This is a genomic window from Lawsonibacter sp. LCP25S3_E2 (assembly GCF_052117285.1).
Lineage (GTDB): Bacteria > Bacillota > Clostridia > Oscillospirales > Oscillospiraceae > Lawsonibacter.
In genome coordinates this window covers 1-19,568 of the sequence record NZ_JBQKJL010000012.1, presented here as the reverse complement: position 1 = coordinate 19,568, position 19,568 = coordinate 1, and the positions used below count along the sequence as shown (strand labels likewise).

Genomic DNA, 19,568 nt, shown 5'->3' with positions numbered 1-19,568 from the left:
CCGGTTAGAAATACAGCCCGTTGTTCTCCAGTTCATCAATCAGGTCGCCCAGAATGTCCACATTGTAGGGGGTGATGATGTAAGTGGAGATGGCCACCTTCTTGATCTTGCCCTCGTTGGCATAGGCCACGCCGGACAGGAAGTCCAGCAGCCGCCGGGCGATCTCCTTGTTGGTGGACTCCAGGTTCAGCACCACGGTGCGCTTTTCCCGCAGGTGGTCGGCAATGGCGGAAGCGTCCTCAAACTTGTCGGGCTTCACCAGCACCACCTGCAGCTGGGTGGCGGCCCGGATATTGACCACCTTGTTGCTGCGGCGCTCCTCCTCGGTCATAGGGGCCTCGCTGCGGGGGGCACGCTCGGTGCGCTCCCGGCGTTCCACCGGGCGGGGGGAGATGTCAAAATCGTCAAAGTCGTCCTCTTCCTCGTCCTCATAGGGATGGGCCAGGCGCTTAAATTCGTCAAAGATACCCATGATAGTTCCTCTTTTCTTTTCCAGTGAAATTGATGGGCGGCAGGCGCTCAGCGATGGGCCATGGGGGGCCGTGGGCCGAACAGGGCGGTACCCACGCGCACCAAGGTGGCTCCCTCGGCGATGGCGTCCTCGTAATCCGCGCTCATGCCCATAGACAGACAGTCCATAACACTTTGATTATCCGACATTTTTTGCGTTATGTCAATAAAAAGCTGACGCATTTGTGCAAAATATCTTCGGTTTGCCCCAGGAGCCGCGGAAATGGGGGGGATGGCCATCAGTCCCCGCAGGCGAATGTGGGGAAGCTGGCCTGCCTGCTCCACCAGTTCAGGCAGCAGTTCGGGGGAGCAGCCGCTCTTGCTCTCTTCCCCGCCGATGTTCACCTCCAGAAGAATGTCCTGGACGATCCCCAGCTTGTCCGCCTGGGTGTGGATGGCCTGGAGCAGGTGGAGAGAGTCCACCGACTGGATGAGATCCACCTTGCCCACCACTTGCTTGACCTTGTTGGTCTGCAGGTGGCCGATGAAGTGGACCTCACGGGCCCCGGCGTAGGCGTCCGCGGCCAGGTGGGCCGTGAGCTCCTGGACGCGGTTTTCTCCGCATACCGCGATGCCGGCGGCAATGGCCTGGCGGATGGTGTCATCACTTTGTACCTTCGTGGCGGCACACAGGGTAATTTCTGCCGGCGAGCGGCCGGCAGCGAGGGCCGCGGCGGCAATTTTTGACTGTACCAATGCGATGTTGCTGCTTAAATCCATGAAAATCCCCCATTTCTATCTGGAAACATACCGGTTATTTCATCAGAAGCTGTCCATCCTGCAGACCGGTGGCCTGGGTAATGATCTCGTCGCCGGAGCGGAGGATTTTCCGCCCGGTGCCCACAGGGGAGACCACATAGTAGTCGCTGCCCTCGGTGACCACGTCCACCTCTTTAAACTCCGTGCGGCCGTTGACTAGGGCATAGACCCCCAGGCGGGTGGTCTGGGTGACCTCTCCGGTCTCCTCGTCCGTGGTCTCCTCCTCCACCAGGCGAAGGGCGGATTTGGGAATGCGCAGGCCGGACCAGCTGTCAAAAATCAGCTCGGCGGTCTGGCGGCGCAGGAGGGTGGTGCGGGAGAGATACTTGTCTGTGGAAAATACCACCACGGCCTGGTCCCCCTCGGGTTCACTGATGTAATTCACGGACATCTCCACATCCTGGGTAAAGTCGCCGGTAAACCGCAGCAGAGCGGTGCCCCCCTCCTGCAGGCGCTGGGCGGAGGACAGGGGCAGCACACAGGCAAAGTACCACCGGTTGGAGACGATGAGCTTTCCCGTGGCGGAAACCGCCCCATCTCCGCCGCTCATCAGGGTGGTGAGGGAGGAGGGGGTCATGGTGAGAACGGAGCTGGGGGTGAGGGAGGACTCATATCCGTCCACAAGGCTGGAGAAAATCCCCGACTGGCTGGCCGTTACCCGTGTGGTGGCGGCAGCGGAGCGCTGATTGAGGGAGGTGAGCTGGCTGTTGAGCTCCTGGAGATGGGCTGTGAGGTCGGCGGCGGTGAGGCCGTCGCCGTAGGTGTAGCCCCGCTTCAGAATGTCGCTTTTTACCTCCCGGATCTGATCCTCCAGGTCGTTATAATCCCCCAGGGCAGAGCTGGAGCGGATGGCAACCATGCTCTGCAGGATCTCCTCGTCCAGCCGGGCGGCGGACTCCACGTTTCCGCTCTGGCCCACGGCGTACTGCAGCAGCTGGATCTCCTGGGTCAGGGCCTGGATCTGGGCCTGGTCCGCCTGGGCCTGGGTGTCCCGGTAGACCAGGGCGACCGTCTGGCCCACGCCCACCTTCTCCCCCTCACTGCGGGTCAACTCTACAATCCCTGACTGGCTGGGGAACACGACCTCGTCCCGCACCAGCAGGCCGTCGGCCTCCACGCTGTCCACAGCGGTGTAGGTATAAGCCAGGGTGGTGCGGTAGGGTTCCTGAAAGGCGCGAAAGGCATATACGCCCATATAGATCGCCAGAACGACAAATATGGCGGTCATAACAAAGGCAATGAGGGGTTTTCCTTGTTTCATGGGATGATTCCTTTTCTTTCTCTTCGGTCAAATGAAAAACAGCTTCAGTTCAGCTCGCCCGGCTCGTACAGGGGGATGGGCCGCTCGGGAACAATGGTGGAGATGGCGTGCTTATAGATAATTTGCTGTTTACCGTCGCTGGTGAGTACCACGGTGAAGGCATCAAAGCCGGTGACATAGCCCCGCATTTGAAAGCCGTTCATCAAAAACATGGTGACCGGTCTGCGGTCCCGGCGGGCCTGGGTGAGGAAGATCTCCTGAAGGTTATTTGTTTTCTGCATATGTAGCACTCCTTTTTTCTTTGGCCGGTGGCCCGGCCTGAGTGCCACTATCATATACCGAATTCTTTCATATATCCTGTCGAAGCCTGGAGCGCGGCGGCAAAATCAGGCACGCTGTCCCAATAGAGCCACTTGGCCGCGGAATTGCGGCGAAACCAGGTGAGCTGGCGCTTGGCATACTGCCGGGAGCGCAGCTTGATCTCCTCCGCGGCGGCGGCGGTGTCCCCATCTCCCAGCAGGGTAGCGGCCATCTCCTTATATCCGATGGCCTGCATGGCGGTGCACCGCTGGGGCACGCCGCTGTGGAGCAGCTGCTCCACCTCCTGAACCAGTCCCGCCTCCATCATCTCGTCCACCCGGCGGTCAATGCGCGCCCACATATCCTCCCGGCGGGAGAAGGCCAGCGTCAGGGTAAGGGCCTCATACCGGGGCGGGATGGCTTTTGTCTCGGCGTTGTGCTGGGTGATGGTTTTCCCGGTGGAGTAGTAGACCTCCAGGGCCCGGACAATGCGCTTTTCATCGTTAGGGTGAAGGCGCGCGGCGCTGTCCGGGTCCACCTTGCCCAGCTCCTCCAACAGGGCCTGGCCCCCCTCGGTGCGCATACGTGCCTCCAGCTCGCCCCGCAGGGGGCTTTGCTCGTCAAAGTGGGCAAAGGTCCGTCCAGACAGCAGGGAGTCGATATAAAGCCCCGTTCCCCCCGCCAGAATGGGCAGCTTGCCCCGTGCGAGGATGTCGTCCACCCATTGGGCGGCCAGGTCCACATACCGGGCCACGGAGAAGTCCTCCTCCGGGTCGGCCACGTCGATCATGTGGTGGGGCACCCCCCGCATTTCCTCGGGAGTGGGTTTGGCGGTGCCGATGTCCATGCGGCGGTAGATCTGCATAGAGTCGGCGGAGACCACCTCGCCGTTGTGGGAAAGGGCCAGCTCCACGGCCAGCCGGGTCTTGCCCGAGGCGGTGGGACCGCTGACCACTAAAATTTTCGGGGGCATAGGCGCTCCTCCTGTCGTTGTGTGTCGAGGTAAGGTGTTTTGCCTGTAAAGGTGATACGCTTTATGAAGAGACGGGCCACCGGGTGACCGCATCCCGCGCCGCCCGGAGAAAATCCAGAAAAGCATCCATCTGGGCGTCAAAATATTTGCTGCCCGCCCGGAGGATGGGTTCCTTATCCTCATCCGAAACATACATCAAATCGGTCAGCATGGCATCGTTGTACCAGGGGCTCTCATCATTCAGCGTTCCCCCAAAATTGGTCGCAAAGACTTCCACGATATGCTGACCGTCGCCCTGGGGCCCCGGACGGATCCAAAGGGCATCTTTTTTCCGTGTGGTGATGGCATTGCGCAAGGCAAGGTCCCCCAGCACCAGCTTGGTAAAGGCCTTGTTGTCGGTGGTAATGACCCGTCCCTTGGTCTCGGAGAAGCCAAAGTCCATGGCCTTGCCCACCAGGCTGGCAACACCGCTGACGCCGCTGCCGATCAGGCCGCGGGCGCGGATATGAAGCGTATAGGGGCGGTCCAATGTGACCATGGTGCGGGCCCGTAAGGCTTCTACGGTGGAGCGGCCGGCGGGATCGTTGCTCATACAGACCAGCAGGGGGGATGCTTCTCCCTCTGACAGCACAAGCTGGCTGTCACACGAGGTATCGCCGCCTCCAAAGAAAAAGCCGCCGTGGGTATGCTGATAGCGGGAAAGGTACAGGTTCCAGTCTGCCATGGAAAAAACACCTCCCGAAAAAAGTGCTTACGCCCGCTTGAACTGCTTTTCCAGCTCCTTGCGGGTCAGTTCAATGGCCACGGGGCGGCCGTGGGGGCAGTATTTTACGGTGCCGTCCATGACGGCCTTGGCCACCCGCTCCAGCTCCTGGGGGCTGGATTTCCAGCCGCCCTTGATGGCCGCCTTGCAGGCCATGGTGTGAAGAAGCTCGTCCCGTGCGGCGGCAGGGTCGGCCTTGCCGGTGGTGAGCAGCTTCTGGGCCAGGTCCTCCAGGGTGGCGGGAATATCCTCCACCGCCACGTCGAAGGGGGCCTGGCGCACGGCCAGGTCCTGGCCCAGCTCGTCCACCTCAAAGCCAAACTCCTCCAGAAGCGCCTGATGGTCCAGCAGCACCTGCCGCTGGCTGGGGTCCAGGCGGCACAGGACGGGGGAGAGCAGGCTCTGGGCCATGGGGTCATAGCCCGCGGCCTTCATCCGGTCAAAATTCATCCGCTCGTGGGCGGCGTGCTTGTCGATGAGATACACCGTGTCCCCCTGCTCCACCAGAATATAGGTGTTAAAGACCTCCCCGGCTAAGCGCCAGGTGGGGGTGGGCTCGAGCAAGGGCAGCTCGGGAGCGTGTTCCACAGAAGGGGCCGGGTCCATCGGAGCGGCCGAAACCTCCGCCACCGGAGCGGGGGCAGAGTGGATAGGCTGCACAGGCTGGGGAGCGGGGGAAGATTTCTCCACAGCCGCTGGATTTTTGTGGACAATTTCCTGGGCAGGAGAACCTTTGGCTGTGGATGTGGAAACCGCCGGCCGGGGGGCGATGGGGTGGACGTAGGAGAAGGAATGGGGAGGCTGTGCCGGAGAAACGGGCCTGAAATCGGCAGGTTTCTGGAGCGGATAGGCGCTGTCATGTACCCGTGCTACCCCGGCGGCCGGAGCGGGGGCGGGGGCAGGCTGCTGGACTGCCCCGGAGCCGCCGGACGGGATTTTTCCACCATTTGCCTCCTCCTTGTGGAGAGAAAGGGGGATCTGAGTCTGATGGGGGGTGACGGAATCCGAAGCCTTGAAAGCGGGGATCACTTCGTTGCGAAGCTCCGCCTTGGGATGGGAGCGGTCAGCCTCCAGGGCGGAGAGGACCGCGTGGTAGACAGCGGAAAAAACCTGGCGCTCGTTTCCAAACTTCACTTCCGTTTTGGCCGGGTGGACGTTTACATCCACGGCGTTGAGCTTGGTCTCCAGATGGAGAACGCAGCCGGGGAAACGGCCCACCATTTTCTGGTTTTTGTAGGCCTCCTCCAGGGCGGCCATCATAAGCTTGGACTTTACCTGGCGGCCGTTGACGAAAAAAAACTGCCAATTCCGGCTGCCCCGGCAGCAGGCGGGCAGAGAGACATAGCCGGATACCGTCATGTCCTCCCCGCTGGCCTTCACCGGCCGGAAGCCCAGGGCCAGCTCCCGGCCCAAGACGGCGTAGACGGCGCTTTGGAGCTGTCCGTCGCCGGGGGTGAGCATCTCCTGCTTCCCGTCCCGGATGAACTTCACGCTCACCTCCGGGTGGGACAGGGCCAAGCGCTGGACGGTGGCAAAGACAGCGGCCCCCTCAGCGGCGTCCTTTTTCATAAATTTCAGCCGGGCGGGGGTGTTGAAGAACAGGTCCCGGACCACCATGGTGGTGCCCAGGGGACAGCCCGCCTCTTCCACCGGGCCGTAAACGCCTCCCTCCAGGGAGAGAGAGGTGCCAAGCTCCTCGTCAGCAGTGCGGGTGAGAATTTCCACCCGGCTGACGGCGGCGATGGCGGCCAGGGCCTCCCCCCGGAAGCCCAGGGTGCCGATGGCCTCCAGGTCATATTCCGTGCGCAGCTTGCTGGTGGCGTGGCGGAGAAAGGCGGTTTTCACTTCATCGGCGGGGATGCCCTTTCCGTCGTCGGTGACCCGGAGATAGGTCATCCCCCCGTGGGTAATTTCCACGGTGATGGCGCTGGCCCCGGCGTCGATGGCGTTTTCCATCAGCTCCTTGGCCACGCTGGCCGGCCGTTCCACCACCTCACCGGCGGCGATGAGGTCGGCCACATGGGAATCTAATACTTGAATGGTAGGCATAGGTTACCTCGAAATCAAAAATGGTTATCCGTTCAGATCCTGCTTCAGCTCCGCCAGGAGGTTCAGCGCCTCGATGGGGGAGAGGATATTCACATCGGTCATGCGGAGCTTTTGAAGCACCGTCTGGCCCCCGAGATCCATCAGGGAGATCTGCTCCTGAGGGGCGGCGGCTGCCTCCACCCGGACGCAGCCGTTTTCCTCCAGCTCCTGGAGGATGTCCCGCGCCCGGCGGACCACCCGGTCAGGGACCCCGGCCAGCTTGGCCACCTCCACGCCATAGCTCTGGTCGGCCCCGCCCCGGACGATTTTCCGCAGGAAGATGACCTCGCTGCCCCGCTTTTTGGCGGCGATGTTGTAGTTTTTCACCCCGGAGATCTGGCCTTCCAGGGCGGTGAGCTCGTGATAGTGGGTGGCAAAGAGGGTTTTGGCCCCCAGGCGCTTGCGGTCGGCGCAGTACTCCAGCACCGCACGGGCGATGGCCATGCCGTCATAGGTGCTGGTGCCCCGGCCGATCTCATCCAGGATGAGCAGGGACTTTTTGGTGGCGTGGTTCAAAAGGGCGGCCACCTCGGTCATCTCCACCATAAAGGTGGACTGTCCGGCGGACAGGTCGTCACTGGCCCCGATGCGGGTGAAGATCCGGTCCACCACCCCGATGTGGGCGGACTTGGCTGGGACAAAGGAGCCCATCTGGGCCATGAGGGTAATGAGGGCCACCTGGCGCATGTAGGTGGATTTACCGGCCATGTTGGGGCCGGTGATGATGGCGCACAGGTCGTCCCCGCCGTCCATGTGGGTGTCGTTGGGGACAAAGGGGGCGCCTTTGAGCACCTTCTCCACCACCGGGTGGCGGCCCTCCACAATGGTGAGGGCGTCGGAGTCATCCACCTGGGGCATGCAATAGCCGTTGGCGGCGGCCACGGTGGCCAGGGACATGAGCACGTCCACCTGGGCCACGGCGGCGGCGGTGGCCTGGATGCGGTCCACCTGCTGGCACACCAGCTCCTTGAGCTGGCAGAAGAGCTGATACTCCAAAGCAGTGACCTTGTCCTGGGCGGAGAGGATGGCGTGCTCCAGCTCCTTTAATTCCTGGGAAATATATCGCTCGGCGTTGACGGTGGTCTGTTTTCTCGCCCAGTCGGCGGGCACCAGGTCGATCTGGGACTTGGCCACCTCGATGTAATAGCCAAAGACCTTGTTGCTCTTGACCTTCATGTTCTTGATGCCCGTCTGCTCCTTGGTGCGCCGTTCCAGGTCGGCCAGCTTCTCCGAGGCGTGGTCAATAAGGTCGCGCTGCTCGTCCACGTCGGGGCTGTACCCCTCCCGGATGAAGCCGCCCTCCCGGACAGAGAAGGGGAGCTTGTCGTCGTCCATGAGGGCCCGGTCCAGCTCCGTCCGGAGCTGGGGCAGGTCATCCAGTTCCTCCTTCAGCGAGGAGAGCAGGGCGCTGGGACAGTGGCTTAAAAGGTCGCGGATGTGGGGGAGCTTGGCCAGGCCCCCAGACAGGGCGGCCAGGTCCCGGCTGCCCGCCGAGCCGTAGACCACCCGGCCAACTAACCGCTCCAGGTCGGTGACCTCCCGGAGGGCTAAGGATAACTCCTCCCGTGTGATGGCGTCCTCCACCAGGTCGCCCACCGCCTGCTGCCGCCGGGCGATCTGCACCGGGGAGAGGAGGGGGCGCTCCATCCATCCCCGCATGAGCCGTCCGCCCATGGCGGTTTTGGTCTTGTCCAGCACCCACAGCAGGGAGCCCTTCTTGTCCTTGGAGCGCAGGGTGGAGGTGAGCTCCAACGTCTGCCGGGCGGTGAGGTCCAGCTCCATAAAGTGGCTGGAGGTGTAGTACGTAAAACTGGCGATGTGGCCCAGGTCGGTTTTCTGGGTCTCGTAGAGGTAGCGCAGCAGACCCCCGGCGGCCCGGATGGCCGCCGTGTCCCCCTGGGGGACGGTGTCCAGGCCCGCTTTGAACTGCCCCTTCACCAGCTCCTGGGCCGCGTCCAGGGCAAAGGGCTCCTCCCCGGCGCGCTCACAGGCGCATTGGAGCCGCTCCTTTAAAAATTCCCGCAGCTCCTGGTTTTCAAAGGCGGTGGGGGAGAGGACGGCCTCGGTGGGGTGGAAGCGGCCCAGCTCGTTTTTCAGGTGGCCCAGGCCCTCCTCCCCGGCGGGGAGGGAGGTGGCGTACACCTCTCCGGTGGAGATGTCGCACAGGCACAGGCCAAAGCCCTCCTCCTGGGCCAGGATGGAGCAGATGTAGTTATTTTTGCTCTCCTCCAGCATGGAGGAGGCGATGACGGTGCCGGGGGTGATGACCCGGATGATGTCCCGGTCCACCAGGCCCTTTGCCAGGGCGGGGTCCTCGGTCTGTTCGCAGATGGCCACCTTGTAGCCCTTGGCGATGAGCCGGGCGATGTAGCTGTCGCAGGAGTGGTAGGGCACCCCGCACATGGGGGTGCGCTCCTCCGGGGGCTTGTTCCGGTCCCGTGTGGTGAGGGTGAGGTCCAGCTCCTTGGACACCAGCTTGGCGTCCTCGTTGAACATCTCATAGAAGTCGCCCAGGCGGAAGAAGAGAATAGAATCCGGGTTCTGGGCCTTCATATCCAGATATTGCTGCATCATGGGGGTGATTTCTGCCATGGAGACACCGACTTTCGTTTCGTCATTGGAATGGCAGAGCCATTCCAATGATAAAGATTGCAATCCGCCGCGCGCCCGTTAAAACGGGCACTTGCGGATTGAGCAGAGTTTTTTCGCTTCGGCAAAGCCGCCGAAAAAACGGATTTCATGTTCTTTCGCCGCCTGCGGGCGGCGAAACTCCCTGCGGGAGGGCTTTTGGGGGCGGTTATGGGGTGTCCGTCCGCCCGGCCAGATAGTCCAGAGATACACCGTAGAAGTCGGCGATGCGGACGAGGGTGGAGAGGCGGGGTTCGGCCGTTCCGTATTCATAATTTTGATAGGCCCTGGGTGCCGCGCCAATTTCCTTTGCCGCCTGGGCCTGAGATAAACCGCGCGTTTTGCGCAGATCAATTAATCGTTCCGAGAATACGGACATGGCAGGACCACCCCTTGACAACGCATAAAAATGCGTATATGATAACGGTGAAAACGCACATTTATGCGTAAAATGTGATACTAGGAGGATAATACTATGACTGAATTACAAGAAGCAATCTATTTGTACGCACGGGAGCACCTCTTCCCCCGCTTCGAGGCCCCCAACTACGAGACCCTGTCCCAGGCCCGCCGGGAGGCGGAGCGGCTGGGCAAGGAGCTTCGCGCACTGGGGGAGGAGCCGGGGAAGTGCGGGCGGAGACTGTGGACCCAGCTGGAGACCCAGGCCGCCTTTGAGCAGGAGGCGGTGTTCCTGGCCGGGCTGTCCATCGGTCTTGCGCTGGGGGAGCTCAGATAAGCTCCCCGAAGAGGGACCACTTGTTGGCATCGGTGATCTTGACCTCCCGGAACTGGCCCAGGGCGCTCTTGTCCCCCACCACGCGCACCAGGCGGTTGCCGGGAGTGCGGGCGGTAAGGTCCCAGCGCTCGTCGTCGCTGAGGCCGTCCATGAGACAGCGCACCGTCTTGCCGATGTAGGCCTGGTGCTTCTCCTCAGAGATGGCGTCCTGCAGGGCGGTGAGGCGGTTGAAGTTGGCAAGCTTCTCCTCCTTGCTCATGGGGTCGTCCATCTGGGCGGCAGGGGTGCCCGGCCGGGGGGAGAAGATAAAGGTGAACAGGGCGTCAAAGCGCACCTCTTCCAGCACCTTCAACGTGTCCTCAAATTCCTCGGTGGTCTCTCCGGGGAAGCCCACGATCACGTCGGAGGTGAGGACGATATCAGGGATAAGGGCCTTGATGGCCCGGATCTTTTCCAGATACTGCTCCCTGGTGTGGCGGCGGTTCATCACCTGCAGCACCCGGTCGTTGCCCGCCTGGAAGGGCAGGTGGAGCACGGGGGCCACCTTTTCACACCGGGCCATGGTCTCAAAGAGCTTCTGGGTGGCGTCCTTGGGGTGAGAGGTCATAAAGCGGATGAGGAAGTCCCCGTCAATGGCATTGACCTGCTCCAGCAGGTCGGCAAAGTCCATGGGCTGCTCCAGGTCCTTGCCGTAGGAATTGACGTTCTGGCCCAGAAGGGTAATGTCCTTATAGCCTTCGGAGACAAGCTGGCGCACCTCAGAGAGAATGTCCTGAGGCTGGCGGGAGCGCTCCCGGCCCCGGACGTAGGGGACGATGCAGTAGGAGCAGAAGTTGTTGCAGCCGTACATGATGGACACCCAGGCCTTGACGCTGTCCTGGCGCATGAGGGGGATGCCCTCGGCAATGGAGCCCGCCTCGTCGTTCACCTGAAAAATGCGCCCCCGGTGGAGCAGCAGCGTGTGGATCATCTCCGGGAACTTCCACAGGGCGTGGGGGCCAAAGACCAGGTCCACATGGCGGTAGGACTGGCGGATCTTCTCCGCCACCTGGGGCCGCTGGGCCATGCAGCCGCACAGGCAGATGATCTGCTCCGGGTGGCGGCGCTTCACGTGGACCAGAGCGCCCACGTTGCCGAACACCCGCTGTTCGGCGTGCTCCCGGATGGCACAGGTGTTGATGACGATGATCCGGGCCTTCTCCTCATCGTCGGTAAAGCCATAGCCCATCTCCTCCAGATAGCCCCGGATGCGTTCGCTGTCCGCCTCGTTCTGCTGGCAGCCATAGGTGTCCACAAAGGCCAGGGGCTGTTCCGGCCACTGCTGCGTGAGCTGGGCAATGGCACGGCAGTGCTCCAGCTGAGCCTGGATATCCTGGGGAGAGATGACGGTGGTGGTGCGTTCCATAAAAACCTCCATGCGCCGCGGCGCGTTTTATTGGAAAGGCTGTGCCCAAAAGGGCACAAGCCGCCATTTTTAGATTCTATATTATACTATTTTCCCCACGAAAAAACAAGGCGGCATCCCGGCTTTTCTCCCCCCGGTCATATTGGCGCCCCAGGGGGCATATGCTCTGTTATCAGCGTGTCCATACGGAAGATAGGAGTGGGTGCTATGGGCGAACGGGAGAAGAAAACAGTGGGACGGGCCCTGCGCCGGGGGGTAGCCCTGGGCCTGGTGCTGGTGGGGGGCTGGGGTCTCAGCCTGACGGCAGACCTGGGCGGGCTGGGAGAACGGCTGTCCCAGCTGGGCCAGGAACCGGCCCTGGCGGTGGCTCTGCTGGAGAGCCGGCTGGGGGCGCTTCCCGGCCAGGAGGCGCTCACCGGCTGGGGAAGGCTTCTGGTGGACAGCAGCCCCCTTCTTTCCGCGGGGGAGGACCAGGTGCGCGCCCTGCGTCTGAGCCGCACGGAGGAGGAGAACCAGTCCGGAGAGGGGGACCTGATGGAGCAGGACGGGGAGGACGAGGAGCAGCCCCAGCTCACCCCCTCGGGCCAGGGAGAGGGCATTGTGGAGATGACCGGCAAGGGAAAAGAGGGGAGCAAGTATCTCCGGGAGGGGGAGGTGTACGTCTATAACCGCACCAGCTTTGACCTGGACGCGTCGGTGCTGCGGGAGGGAACGGTGGATGTGAACCTGGGGGAGGGGCCCCAGATCCTCATTGTCCACTCCCACGGCAGCGAGGCCTATTCCCAGAACGACGGGGATGCCTATGAGGAGAGCGACCCCTACCGCACCACCGACTGCACCCACAACGTGGTGAAGGTGGGCGAGGAGATGGCCACCGTTTTCCGGGCCCATGGCTTTCAGGTGATCCACGACACCACCCTCTTTGATTACCCCTCCTACAACGAGGCCTATGACCGCTCCAAGGCGGCGGTGGAGCAGTGGCTGGAGAAGTACCCCACCATTCAGGTGGTGCTGGACGTCCACCGGGACGCCCTGGAGGGCAGCAATGGGGAGATCTATAAAATGGTGTCCACGGAGGCGGGAGAGAAGGTGGCCCAGGTGATGCTGGTCATTGGCTCCAGCGGAGGCGGGGCGGACTTTCCCCGGTGGAAGGACAATCTGGCCTTTGCCGTGTTTCTCCAGCGCAGCCTGGTGCGGGGCTATACCAGTCTGGCCCGGCCCATCGTCCTGCGCAACAGCCGCTATAACCAGCAGCTGCTCCCCGGCTCCATTCTGGTGGAGGTGGGCGGCCACGGCAATACCCTCACCGAGGCCATTGCAGGGGCCCGGCTGTGGGCGGACAACGTGGCCCGGACGCTGCTGACACTGAAGGAGGAGGGGTAGGGGGAAGCCTTCCCCCTACATTTTTTCCTTCCCCAAAATTCCCCCAAAAGCGGACAGGCCTGAGATTATAATTGGAACAAACTGGAAGGGAGCGTGAGGATATGGACGACTGGTACAGCCGGCCGGCCTCCCATGTGATGAAGGAGCTGGAGAGCAGCTGGGAGGGGCTGACGGAGCGGGAAGCGAAGTCCCGCCTGGAGGAGCTGGGCCCCAATGAGCTGGCCGCCCCGGAGGGGCCGGGGCTTTTTTTCCGGCTGTTGGGACAGCTGAAAGACCCTATGATTTTGGTACTGCTGGGGGCGGCGGGGCTGTCTCTGGCGGCCAGCGGCGGACAGGACTGGCTGGACGGCTTTATTATTCTGGTGATTGTGGCGGTCAACGCCATCATCTCCATCACCCAGGAGGACCATGCCCAGCAGGCCCTGGAGGAGCTGCGGCAGATGTCCGCCCCAAAGGCGAAGGTCATCCGGGAGGGAACAGCCAAAACCATTCCGGCACGGGAACTGGTGCCTGGAGATGTGATCCTTCTGGAAGCGGGGGATCAGATCCCCGCCGACGCCCGGATTTTGGAGTGCAGCCGCCTCCAGGCCGATGAAAGCGCCATGACTGGGGAATCGGTGCCCGTGGAAAAACAGGCACGGGAGGCCCTGCCCGAGAGCACCCCTCTGGGGGACCGGGTGAATATGCTGTGCGCGGGCACCCTCGTCACCGCCGGGCGGGGCACCGCCCTGGTGGTGGCCACGGGGATGGAGACGGAGATGGGGCAGATTGCCGGGCTGCTGCTGGACAGCGGCTCCGGGGAGACGCCTCTCCAGCGGAAAATGGGGGAGATTTCAAAGTCCTTGTCCTTCCTGTGCCTTTGTGTGTGTGCGGTTATGTTCGGGGTGGGACTGTTTCAAGGGAAGGACATGCTGGAGATGTTCCTCACCGCCGTGTCCCTGGCGGTGGCGGCCATCCCTGAGGGGCTGCCCGCCATTGTCACCATTGTGCTGGCCCTGGGGGTGCAGCGGCTGGCGGGCCGGGGGGCCATTGTAAAAAAGCTCCCGGCGGTGGAGACTTTGGGCTGCGCGGGGGTCATCTGCTCGGATAAGACGGGCACCCTGACCCAGAACAAAATGACCGTCCAGGAGGTTTGGGCCCTGCCCGGCAGCCGCCGCCGGGAGATCATGGTGGCCGCCTGCCTGTGCTCTGACGCCCGGCTCATTTGGAAGGCGGGGGCGCCTACTGCCGACGGCGACCCCACCGAGGCCGCCCTGGTGGTGGCCGCCGCAAGGGAGGGAGTGGACCAGCAGAAGGAGGGGGAACAGTGGCCCCGCGTGGGGGATATTCCCTTTGACTCGGGACGCAAGCTCATGTCCACCCTGCATACCAATCCCCAGGGTGGCTGGACGGCCTATGTAAAGGGGGCCCCGGACGTGCTGCTGGAGCGGTGCACCGCCACGGTGCGGGGGGCCATGACGGCGGCGGACAAGGAGCGGATTTTGGAGGCCAACGAGGCCATGGCATCCCGCGCCCTGCGGGTCATTGCCGTGGCCCGGCGGGAGTTGAGCCTTCTGCCCCGACAGCCAGAGCCGGGGGAAGTGGAGCGGGGGCTGACCTTTTTGGGCCTGTTCGGCCTGATGGACCCGCCCAGGCCGGAGGTGCGCTACGCAGTGGCCCAGTGCCATCTGGCGGGGGTACGCCCGGTGATGATCACCGGGGACCACCGCGCGACCGCCCTGGCGGTGGCACGGGAGCTGAACATCGCCCGGCCGGGAGACTGGACGGTGACCGGGCCGGAGCTGGACTTTATGCCCCAGGAGATGCTGGAGGGGGACATTGAGAAATTTTCCGTCTTTGCCCGAGTCTCTCCCGAGCACAAAATGCGCATTGTCCAGGCCTGGCAGAAGAAGGGAAAGGTGGTGGCCATGACCGGGGACGGGGTCAACGACGCCCCGGCCCTGAAGAGCGCGGACATCGGCTGCGCCATGGGCCGTACCGGCACCGACGTGGCCAAGGGGGCCGCCCACATGATCCTCACCGACGACAACTTTTCCACCATCGTCTCCGCCATTGAGGAGGGCCGGGGGATCTACTCCAACATCCGCAAGGCCATCCACTATCTTCTCTCCTGCAACATCGGGGAGATCGTTACCATCTTTGTAGCTACCCTGCTGGGCTTTGGGCAGATGCCTCTGGTGCCGGTACAGCTTTTGTGGCTCAACCTGGTCACCGATTCTCTGCCCGCCCTGGCCCTGGGGGTGGAGCCGGTGGAGGAGGGAGTCATGGAGCAGCCCCCCAGAGAGGCCAGCGCCAATCTCTTTGACCGCAGCTTTACCTTCCGCCTTCTGTGGCAGGGCCTGATGGTGGGAGGGCTCACCCTGGCGGCCTACTTTTTAGGCTTTCTTCACCTGGGGGGGCCGGGCATGGAGGGGGCGGTGGCCAACACCATGGCCTTTGCCACCCTGACCATGTGCCAGCTTTTCCACGCCTTTAATGTGCGCAGCGAGGACCGCTCCCTCTTTGCCCAGGGTCCGTTGTCCAACCCCGCCATGAACCGTGCCTTTCTGGCGGGGATGGCCATGCAGCTGTCGGTGCTGCTGCTGCCGCCGCTGCAGCGGGTATTTTCCGTGGTCCCCATGGACGCCCGGCAGTGGTTTTGGGTACTGGTCCTGGCCATTGCCCCTATCCCGGTGTGTGAGCTGGGCAAAGGGCTGAGACGGGGCAAACAAAGGGGGGAAACGGCGGAAAAAAAGGAAATGGCCCTGCGGTAAATGGGTATAAACTCCCTTCCGTTTTGGAACACTATCCCAGAACAGGAGGGAGTTTCCGTATGGCCCAAAAGAAGCAGGCTGAACAGCCCCATCCCCGCCAGGAGCCCCGGTTTGACCGGCCGCTGTCCCTGGAAAACCTGAAAGAGATCTTCACCGGCTGTGTGGATTTTATGGAGCGCACCGTCTATCTAAACGGCGACCGGCAGCGGACGGTGACGGTGTGCTATCTGCTGGGCTTGACCCGCAATGAGCGGCTGAGCGACTATATCCTCCGCCCCCTGGCCCAGGACCGCTCCCTCAGCCAGGCCCCGGAGGGAGAGCTCTTTTCCCTTTTGCAGTACGGCGCCCTCTATAATCTGGCGGCCATCCGCCGGGACAAGCTGGACGATGTGGTCAACGACCTGCTGCTGGGCAGCTGTGCCCTCTTTTTCCCCGGACGCATGGATGTGCTCACCCTGCCCGTCCCCACTGAGGAAAAGCGCGGGGTGGGGGAGCCGGAAAACGAGCCCGCCCTGAAGGGGAGCCGGGAGTCCTTTGTGGAGTCCATCCGCACCAACACGGCCATGATCCGCCGGAAATTAAAGGCGCCCCAGCTAAAAATCAAGGAGCACATTGTGGGCCGGCAGTCCCGCACCCAGGTGGATGTGCTCTATTTGGAGGACATGGCTGACCCGGAGACGGTAAAGCAGGTGGAGGAAAAGCTGGGAGAAATGGACATTGACGGCCTGGAGGCGGCGGGGAATCTGGAGGAGTACCTGGCCGACACCGCCAGAAGCCCGTTTCCGCTCATGGCCTATACCCAGCGCCCGGACCGGCTGTGCCAGGGGCTGCTGGAGGGGCGGGTGGCCCTGCTTGCGGATGGGATTCCCCTGGGGTGGATGGTGCCGGGGACCATCGACCAATTTTTCAAAACAGGACAGGACCGGGCCTACCACTGGATGGTGGCCTCAGCCTTGAGCCTGGTGCGGTACTTCTGCGCCCTGATCACAGTATTGCTGCCGGGGCTCTATATCGCCCTGGTGACCTTCCACCCCGAGGCCATCCCCCCGAAGCTGGCCCTGTCCATTGTGGCGGCCAAACAGGAGGTGCCCTTTTCCACCATCTTTGAGGTGCTGACCATGCTCCTGGCCTTTGAGGTCATTCAGGAGGCGGGACTGCGCCTGCCCAGCCCCATCGGGGCCACCGTCTCCATTTTGGGCGGCCTGGTGGTGGGCAACGCGGCGGTGGAGGCCCACATCGTCTCTCCGGCAGTCCTCATCGCTGTGGCCATTGCCGGGGTGGCGGGCTACACCCAGCCCTCCCAGGACTTTGGCAACGCTCTGCGCCTATGGCGGTTTCTGCTGGCCATTCTCTCCAGTTTGGGGGGGCTGTTCGGCCTGAGCTTAGGGTGCGCGGGGCTCATTTACCACCTGGCCCGGCTGGAGTCCTTTGGGGTGCCCTATCTGGCCCCCTTTACCACGGGGACCAAAATGCCCCGTGGGCATCCCAGTCTCCTGCGCCTGCCCCTTCCCAGAATGAAGTGGCGGGATGGGGCAGTAAACAGCAAAAACAGGAGGAATCAGCGTTGAGAACCGCATTGGCATTGGTACTGGCGCTCTGCCTGCTGCTCAGCGGCTGCAGCGGGCTGCCCACGGCAAGAGAGATGGGGGACATGGCCCTCATGCGTACCATGGGAGTAGACCAGGCCCTGGATGGGGTGGAGATGACCGTCTCCACCGGCCCCAGGGCAAAGGGACTTCAAGCGGAGGGAGAAAAAGCCCTGGTGCTGTCAGCCCAGGCCGATTCCCTCAGCGCGGCCTGCTTGACCATACAGGGGCACAGCGACAGCTATGTGTTTTACGGCTATGTGGACCAGCTGCTGGTGGGCGAAGCGCTGGCCCAGGAGGGGATCAAGCCGGTACTGGACTATTTTGCTCGGGATGAGGAGCTGGGCCTGGGGGCCCAGCTGTGGCTGGTGCGGAATGGAACGGCCCGGCAGGCGGTGGAGTCCGGGGGAGAGGCCGGAGTAGACGGGCGGCTCAGCACGCTGCAGCTGGATGGAAAGCTGGGGGAGGCGTCCATCTCCCGCACCGCCGGGGAGATCTACAGTGACCTGATGGAGCAAGGCGCTGCCTTTGTGCCTGCTCTGGCGGTTGGAGAGCTGGAGGATGCATCCCTGACGGAGAGCGGCTATGGCGTATGGAAGGGGACGCGTTTGGTGGGCTACTTGGAGGGTGAGGCGGCCCGTGGCCTGGAACTGCTGGTGGGCCGGGCTCCGGCAGAGGTGCTCACCCTGGAGCTGGAGGAGAACCGGGTTTCGGTCCGGGTGAGTATGGTAAATACCACTGTAAATCTGGGCGTCCAGGGGAAGACCCCCACGAAACTGCGTATAACATGCAGAGCCGACCTTGCGGTGACGGAATATGATCAGGAGCTGAGCCGTGCCCAGCAGGATGCGATCTCCAGGCAGATGGAAGAAAAGCTGATGGACCGGCTGGAGGGGGCGCTGACTGCCCTGCAGCAGTGGGAGGCGGACTGTGTGGGCCTGGGCCTGCGGGGGGCCGCGCTCCACCCTCGGGCCTGGAGTGAAATTCAGGAACAGTGGCCGGTGTGGTTTGGAGAGCTGGAGCCTGATATCAATCTCCAGGTGGTCGTGCATGAGTAAACAGGCAGGAGGTAGTATATGAGAACGGAGGGCATCTCACGTACCCAGCTGATGGCGCTTCTGTGGGCCGGGATTATGGCCCCGGCGGCGGAGCTGCTGCCAGGGCTGCTGCTGCCCCAGGCGGGAAGGAACAGCTGGCTGTCGGTGGCCCTGGCGGCCCCGCTGGTGCTGGCAAGCGGTTGGCTGCTGAACCGGCTGGGGAAAGACCGGGGTGCTGCACAGGGGATCGTGGAGCGGCTGGGCCCCTGGGTGGGCCGGGGAATTATACTATTATATATAGTATGGGCGCAGCTGCTGCTGGCCCAGCGCTTGTGGTCCTGCGCCCGGCGGCTGTTGTCCTCGGGAAACCGGGACGGCTCGCTCTGGTTTTTTCTCATTGCGGCAGCGGGGATGCTGGTGTGGATGGGACGGGGAAAGCTGGAGGCCTTTGCACGGGCGGGGCAGCTGTTTCTGGCCGCGCTGCTCACCACCGCTCTGGTGGTGCTGGGCCTCTCCCTGGGCCAGGCCCAGCCGGAACGGCTTCTGCCCATAGATTGGACCTGGGTCCCCACGGCTGGTTCCGCGCTGCAGGCTGCGGGCGTGATCGGATGGGGCCTTTTTGCAGCGTTCTTGCTAGGTTCGGTGCGGGATCAGGGAGAGGCCCAGGGATGGCACTGGATGTTCTGGGGGCTGGGGGGAACCCTGCTGCTGGCAGGAGCCCAGGCAATTATAATAGGGAATCTGGGGGCGGGGCTGGCCATGGAGCTGGACAACCCCTTCTTTGCCCTGGCAAAAAGCGTGGGAGTGGAGGGGGCCTTTCAGCGGGTGGAGAGCATCATTGCGGCCCTGTGGACCTTTGCCGATCTGGTGATGGGCGGGATCCTGGTATTTGCAGTAAGAGAAATGGGCAGAGCGTGCCTGCCGTCCAAACTTCACAACTGGATTTCCCTCCTGTCCGTCCTGCTGGCGGCTGGCGGGGGATTGGTGCTGCTGGGGGGAAATGGTGTGGGTACGCTGTTGGGAGAACAAATCATTCCAGTGGGAAACCTGCTCTTTGGCCTTGCCATCCCCGGTCTTCTTTGTCTGGTGCGCCAAAAAGAAGGCATATCTTGTGAGAAAAAAGGCGGATGAGGAGCAGATATAGGGGCCACAAAAAAAGATTGAAAAAACTTGAAAAAAGGTGTTGACAAGCGGGAGAGATTTTGCTATTATAAGCGAGCGCTTCCGGCACGGGGCCCTGAAAGCCCTGGGAGAGAGGCGTTTGAGGATTTCGGCAGGGAATCAAACCGGTCCGGCACTTGAAAATCAGTTTGGAAAACTTGAAAAAAGTGCTTGACAAATGATTCCGACAGTGATATCCTCTATAAGCTGTCCGCGAGGGCAGCG

General features: G+C 62.6%; 15 protein-coding genes and 1 pseudogene. 6 read left to right on the top strand and 10 right to left on the bottom strand.

The annotated features are described in order from the left end of the window. Positions 1-4: 4 nt before the first annotated feature. From ACTQ3R_RS11080 to ACTQ3R_RS11040, 9 genes and pseudogenes are all read right to left on the bottom strand, one after another. On the bottom strand, positions 5-472 hold the full coding sequence (locus ACTQ3R_RS11080; protein ID WP_441779352.1) for a cell division protein SepF: 468 nt from the start codon (positions 470-472) through the stop codon (positions 5-7). A 47-nt stretch (positions 473-519) separates the two neighbouring features. Continuing rightward, positions 520-1,230, bottom strand: a complete 711-nt coding sequence (locus ACTQ3R_RS11075; RefSeq protein WP_441779353.1) for a YggS family pyridoxal phosphate-dependent enzyme — start codon at positions 1,228-1,230, stop codon at positions 520-522. 34 nt (positions 1,231-1,264) lie between these two features. After that, positions 1,265-2,533: pseudogene (locus ACTQ3R_RS11070) on the bottom strand (HlyD family efflux transporter periplasmic adaptor subunit); the annotation flags it as partial. Between the two features lie 41 nt (positions 2,534-2,574). Beyond that, on the bottom strand, positions 2,575-2,811 hold the full coding sequence (hfq, locus tag ACTQ3R_RS11065) for an RNA chaperone Hfq (RefSeq protein WP_441779354.1): 237 nt from the start codon (positions 2,809-2,811) through the stop codon (positions 2,575-2,577). A gap of 50 nt (positions 2,812-2,861) precedes the next feature. Further along, a complete protein-coding gene (gene miaA / locus ACTQ3R_RS11060; protein ID WP_441779355.1) occupies positions 2,862-3,803 on the bottom strand; it encodes a tRNA (adenosine(37)-N6)-dimethylallyltransferase MiaA in 942 nt (313 codons plus the stop codon). Positions 3,804-3,864: 61 nt separating this feature from the next. Continuing rightward, positions 3,865-4,527: a hypothetical protein gene (locus tag ACTQ3R_RS11055; RefSeq protein ID WP_441779356.1), complete on the bottom strand. Its 663-nt coding sequence runs from the start codon at positions 4,525-4,527 to the stop codon at positions 3,865-3,867. 27 nt (positions 4,528-4,554) lie between these two features. Next, positions 4,555-6,615, bottom strand: a complete 2,061-nt coding sequence (mutL, locus tag ACTQ3R_RS11050; protein ID WP_441779357.1) for a DNA mismatch repair endonuclease MutL — start codon at positions 6,613-6,615, stop codon at positions 4,555-4,557. Positions 6,616-6,639: 24 nt separating this feature from the next. Beyond that, positions 6,640-9,246, bottom strand: coding sequence for a DNA mismatch repair protein MutS (mutS, locus tag ACTQ3R_RS11045; protein ID WP_441779358.1), 2,607 nt, complete (start codon positions 9,244-9,246; stop codon positions 6,640-6,642). A 205-nt stretch (positions 9,247-9,451) separates the two neighbouring features. Then, a complete protein-coding gene (locus ACTQ3R_RS11040; RefSeq protein WP_441779359.1) occupies positions 9,452-9,661 on the bottom strand; it encodes a helix-turn-helix domain-containing protein in 210 nt (69 codons plus the stop codon). A 96-nt stretch (positions 9,662-9,757) separates the two neighbouring features. On the opposite strand from ACTQ3R_RS11040, the gene ACTQ3R_RS11035 reads away from it, so the two are divergent. Beyond that, on the top strand, positions 9,758-10,018 hold the full coding sequence (locus ACTQ3R_RS11035; protein ID WP_441779360.1) for a hypothetical protein: 261 nt from the start codon (positions 9,758-9,760) through the stop codon (positions 10,016-10,018). Here the strand turns inward: ACTQ3R_RS11035 and miaB are convergent. Beyond that, the gene (gene miaB / locus ACTQ3R_RS11030; RefSeq protein ID WP_441779361.1) at positions 10,011-11,423 is read right to left on the bottom strand and encodes a tRNA (N6-isopentenyl adenosine(37)-C2)-methylthiotransferase MiaB; all 1,413 of its coding nucleotides are present in this window, start codon (positions 11,421-11,423) and stop codon (positions 10,011-10,013) included. The genes ACTQ3R_RS11035 and miaB overlap by 8 nt on opposite strands. Positions 11,424-11,630: 207 nt before the next feature. Between miaB and spoIIP the strand changes: the two genes are divergently transcribed. The 5 genes from spoIIP to ACTQ3R_RS11005 all read left to right on the top strand — a co-directional run bounded on the left by spoIIP (position 11,631) and on the right by ACTQ3R_RS11005 (position 19,313). After that, positions 11,631-12,806: a stage II sporulation protein P gene (gene spoIIP, locus ACTQ3R_RS11025; protein WP_441779362.1), complete on the top strand. Its 1,176-nt coding sequence runs from the start codon at positions 11,631-11,633 to the stop codon at positions 12,804-12,806. 101 nt (positions 12,807-12,907) lie between these two features. Continuing rightward, positions 12,908-15,559 carry a cation-translocating P-type ATPase gene (locus tag ACTQ3R_RS11020; RefSeq protein WP_441779363.1) on the top strand — a complete coding sequence of 884 codons (2,652 nt, stop codon included), beginning with the start codon at positions 12,908-12,910 and terminating at the stop codon, positions 15,557-15,559. Between the two features lie 59 nt (positions 15,560-15,618). Then, entirely contained in the window at positions 15,619-17,127 is a 1,509-nt protein-coding gene (locus tag ACTQ3R_RS11015) for a spore germination protein (RefSeq protein WP_441779364.1), read from the top strand. After that, the gene (locus tag ACTQ3R_RS11010; protein ID WP_441779365.1) at positions 17,124-18,203 is read left to right on the top strand and encodes a Ger(x)C family spore germination C-terminal domain-containing protein; all 1,080 of its coding nucleotides are present in this window, start codon (positions 17,124-17,126) and stop codon (positions 18,201-18,203) included. Before ACTQ3R_RS11015 ends, ACTQ3R_RS11010 begins: the two co-directional genes overlap by 4 nt. Before the next feature lie 18 nt (positions 18,204-18,221). Then, a complete protein-coding gene (locus ACTQ3R_RS11005; protein ID WP_441779366.1) occupies positions 18,222-19,313 on the top strand; it encodes a GerAB/ArcD/ProY family transporter in 1,092 nt (363 codons plus the stop codon). The last annotated feature ends 255 nt before the right edge of the window (positions 19,314-19,568 follow it).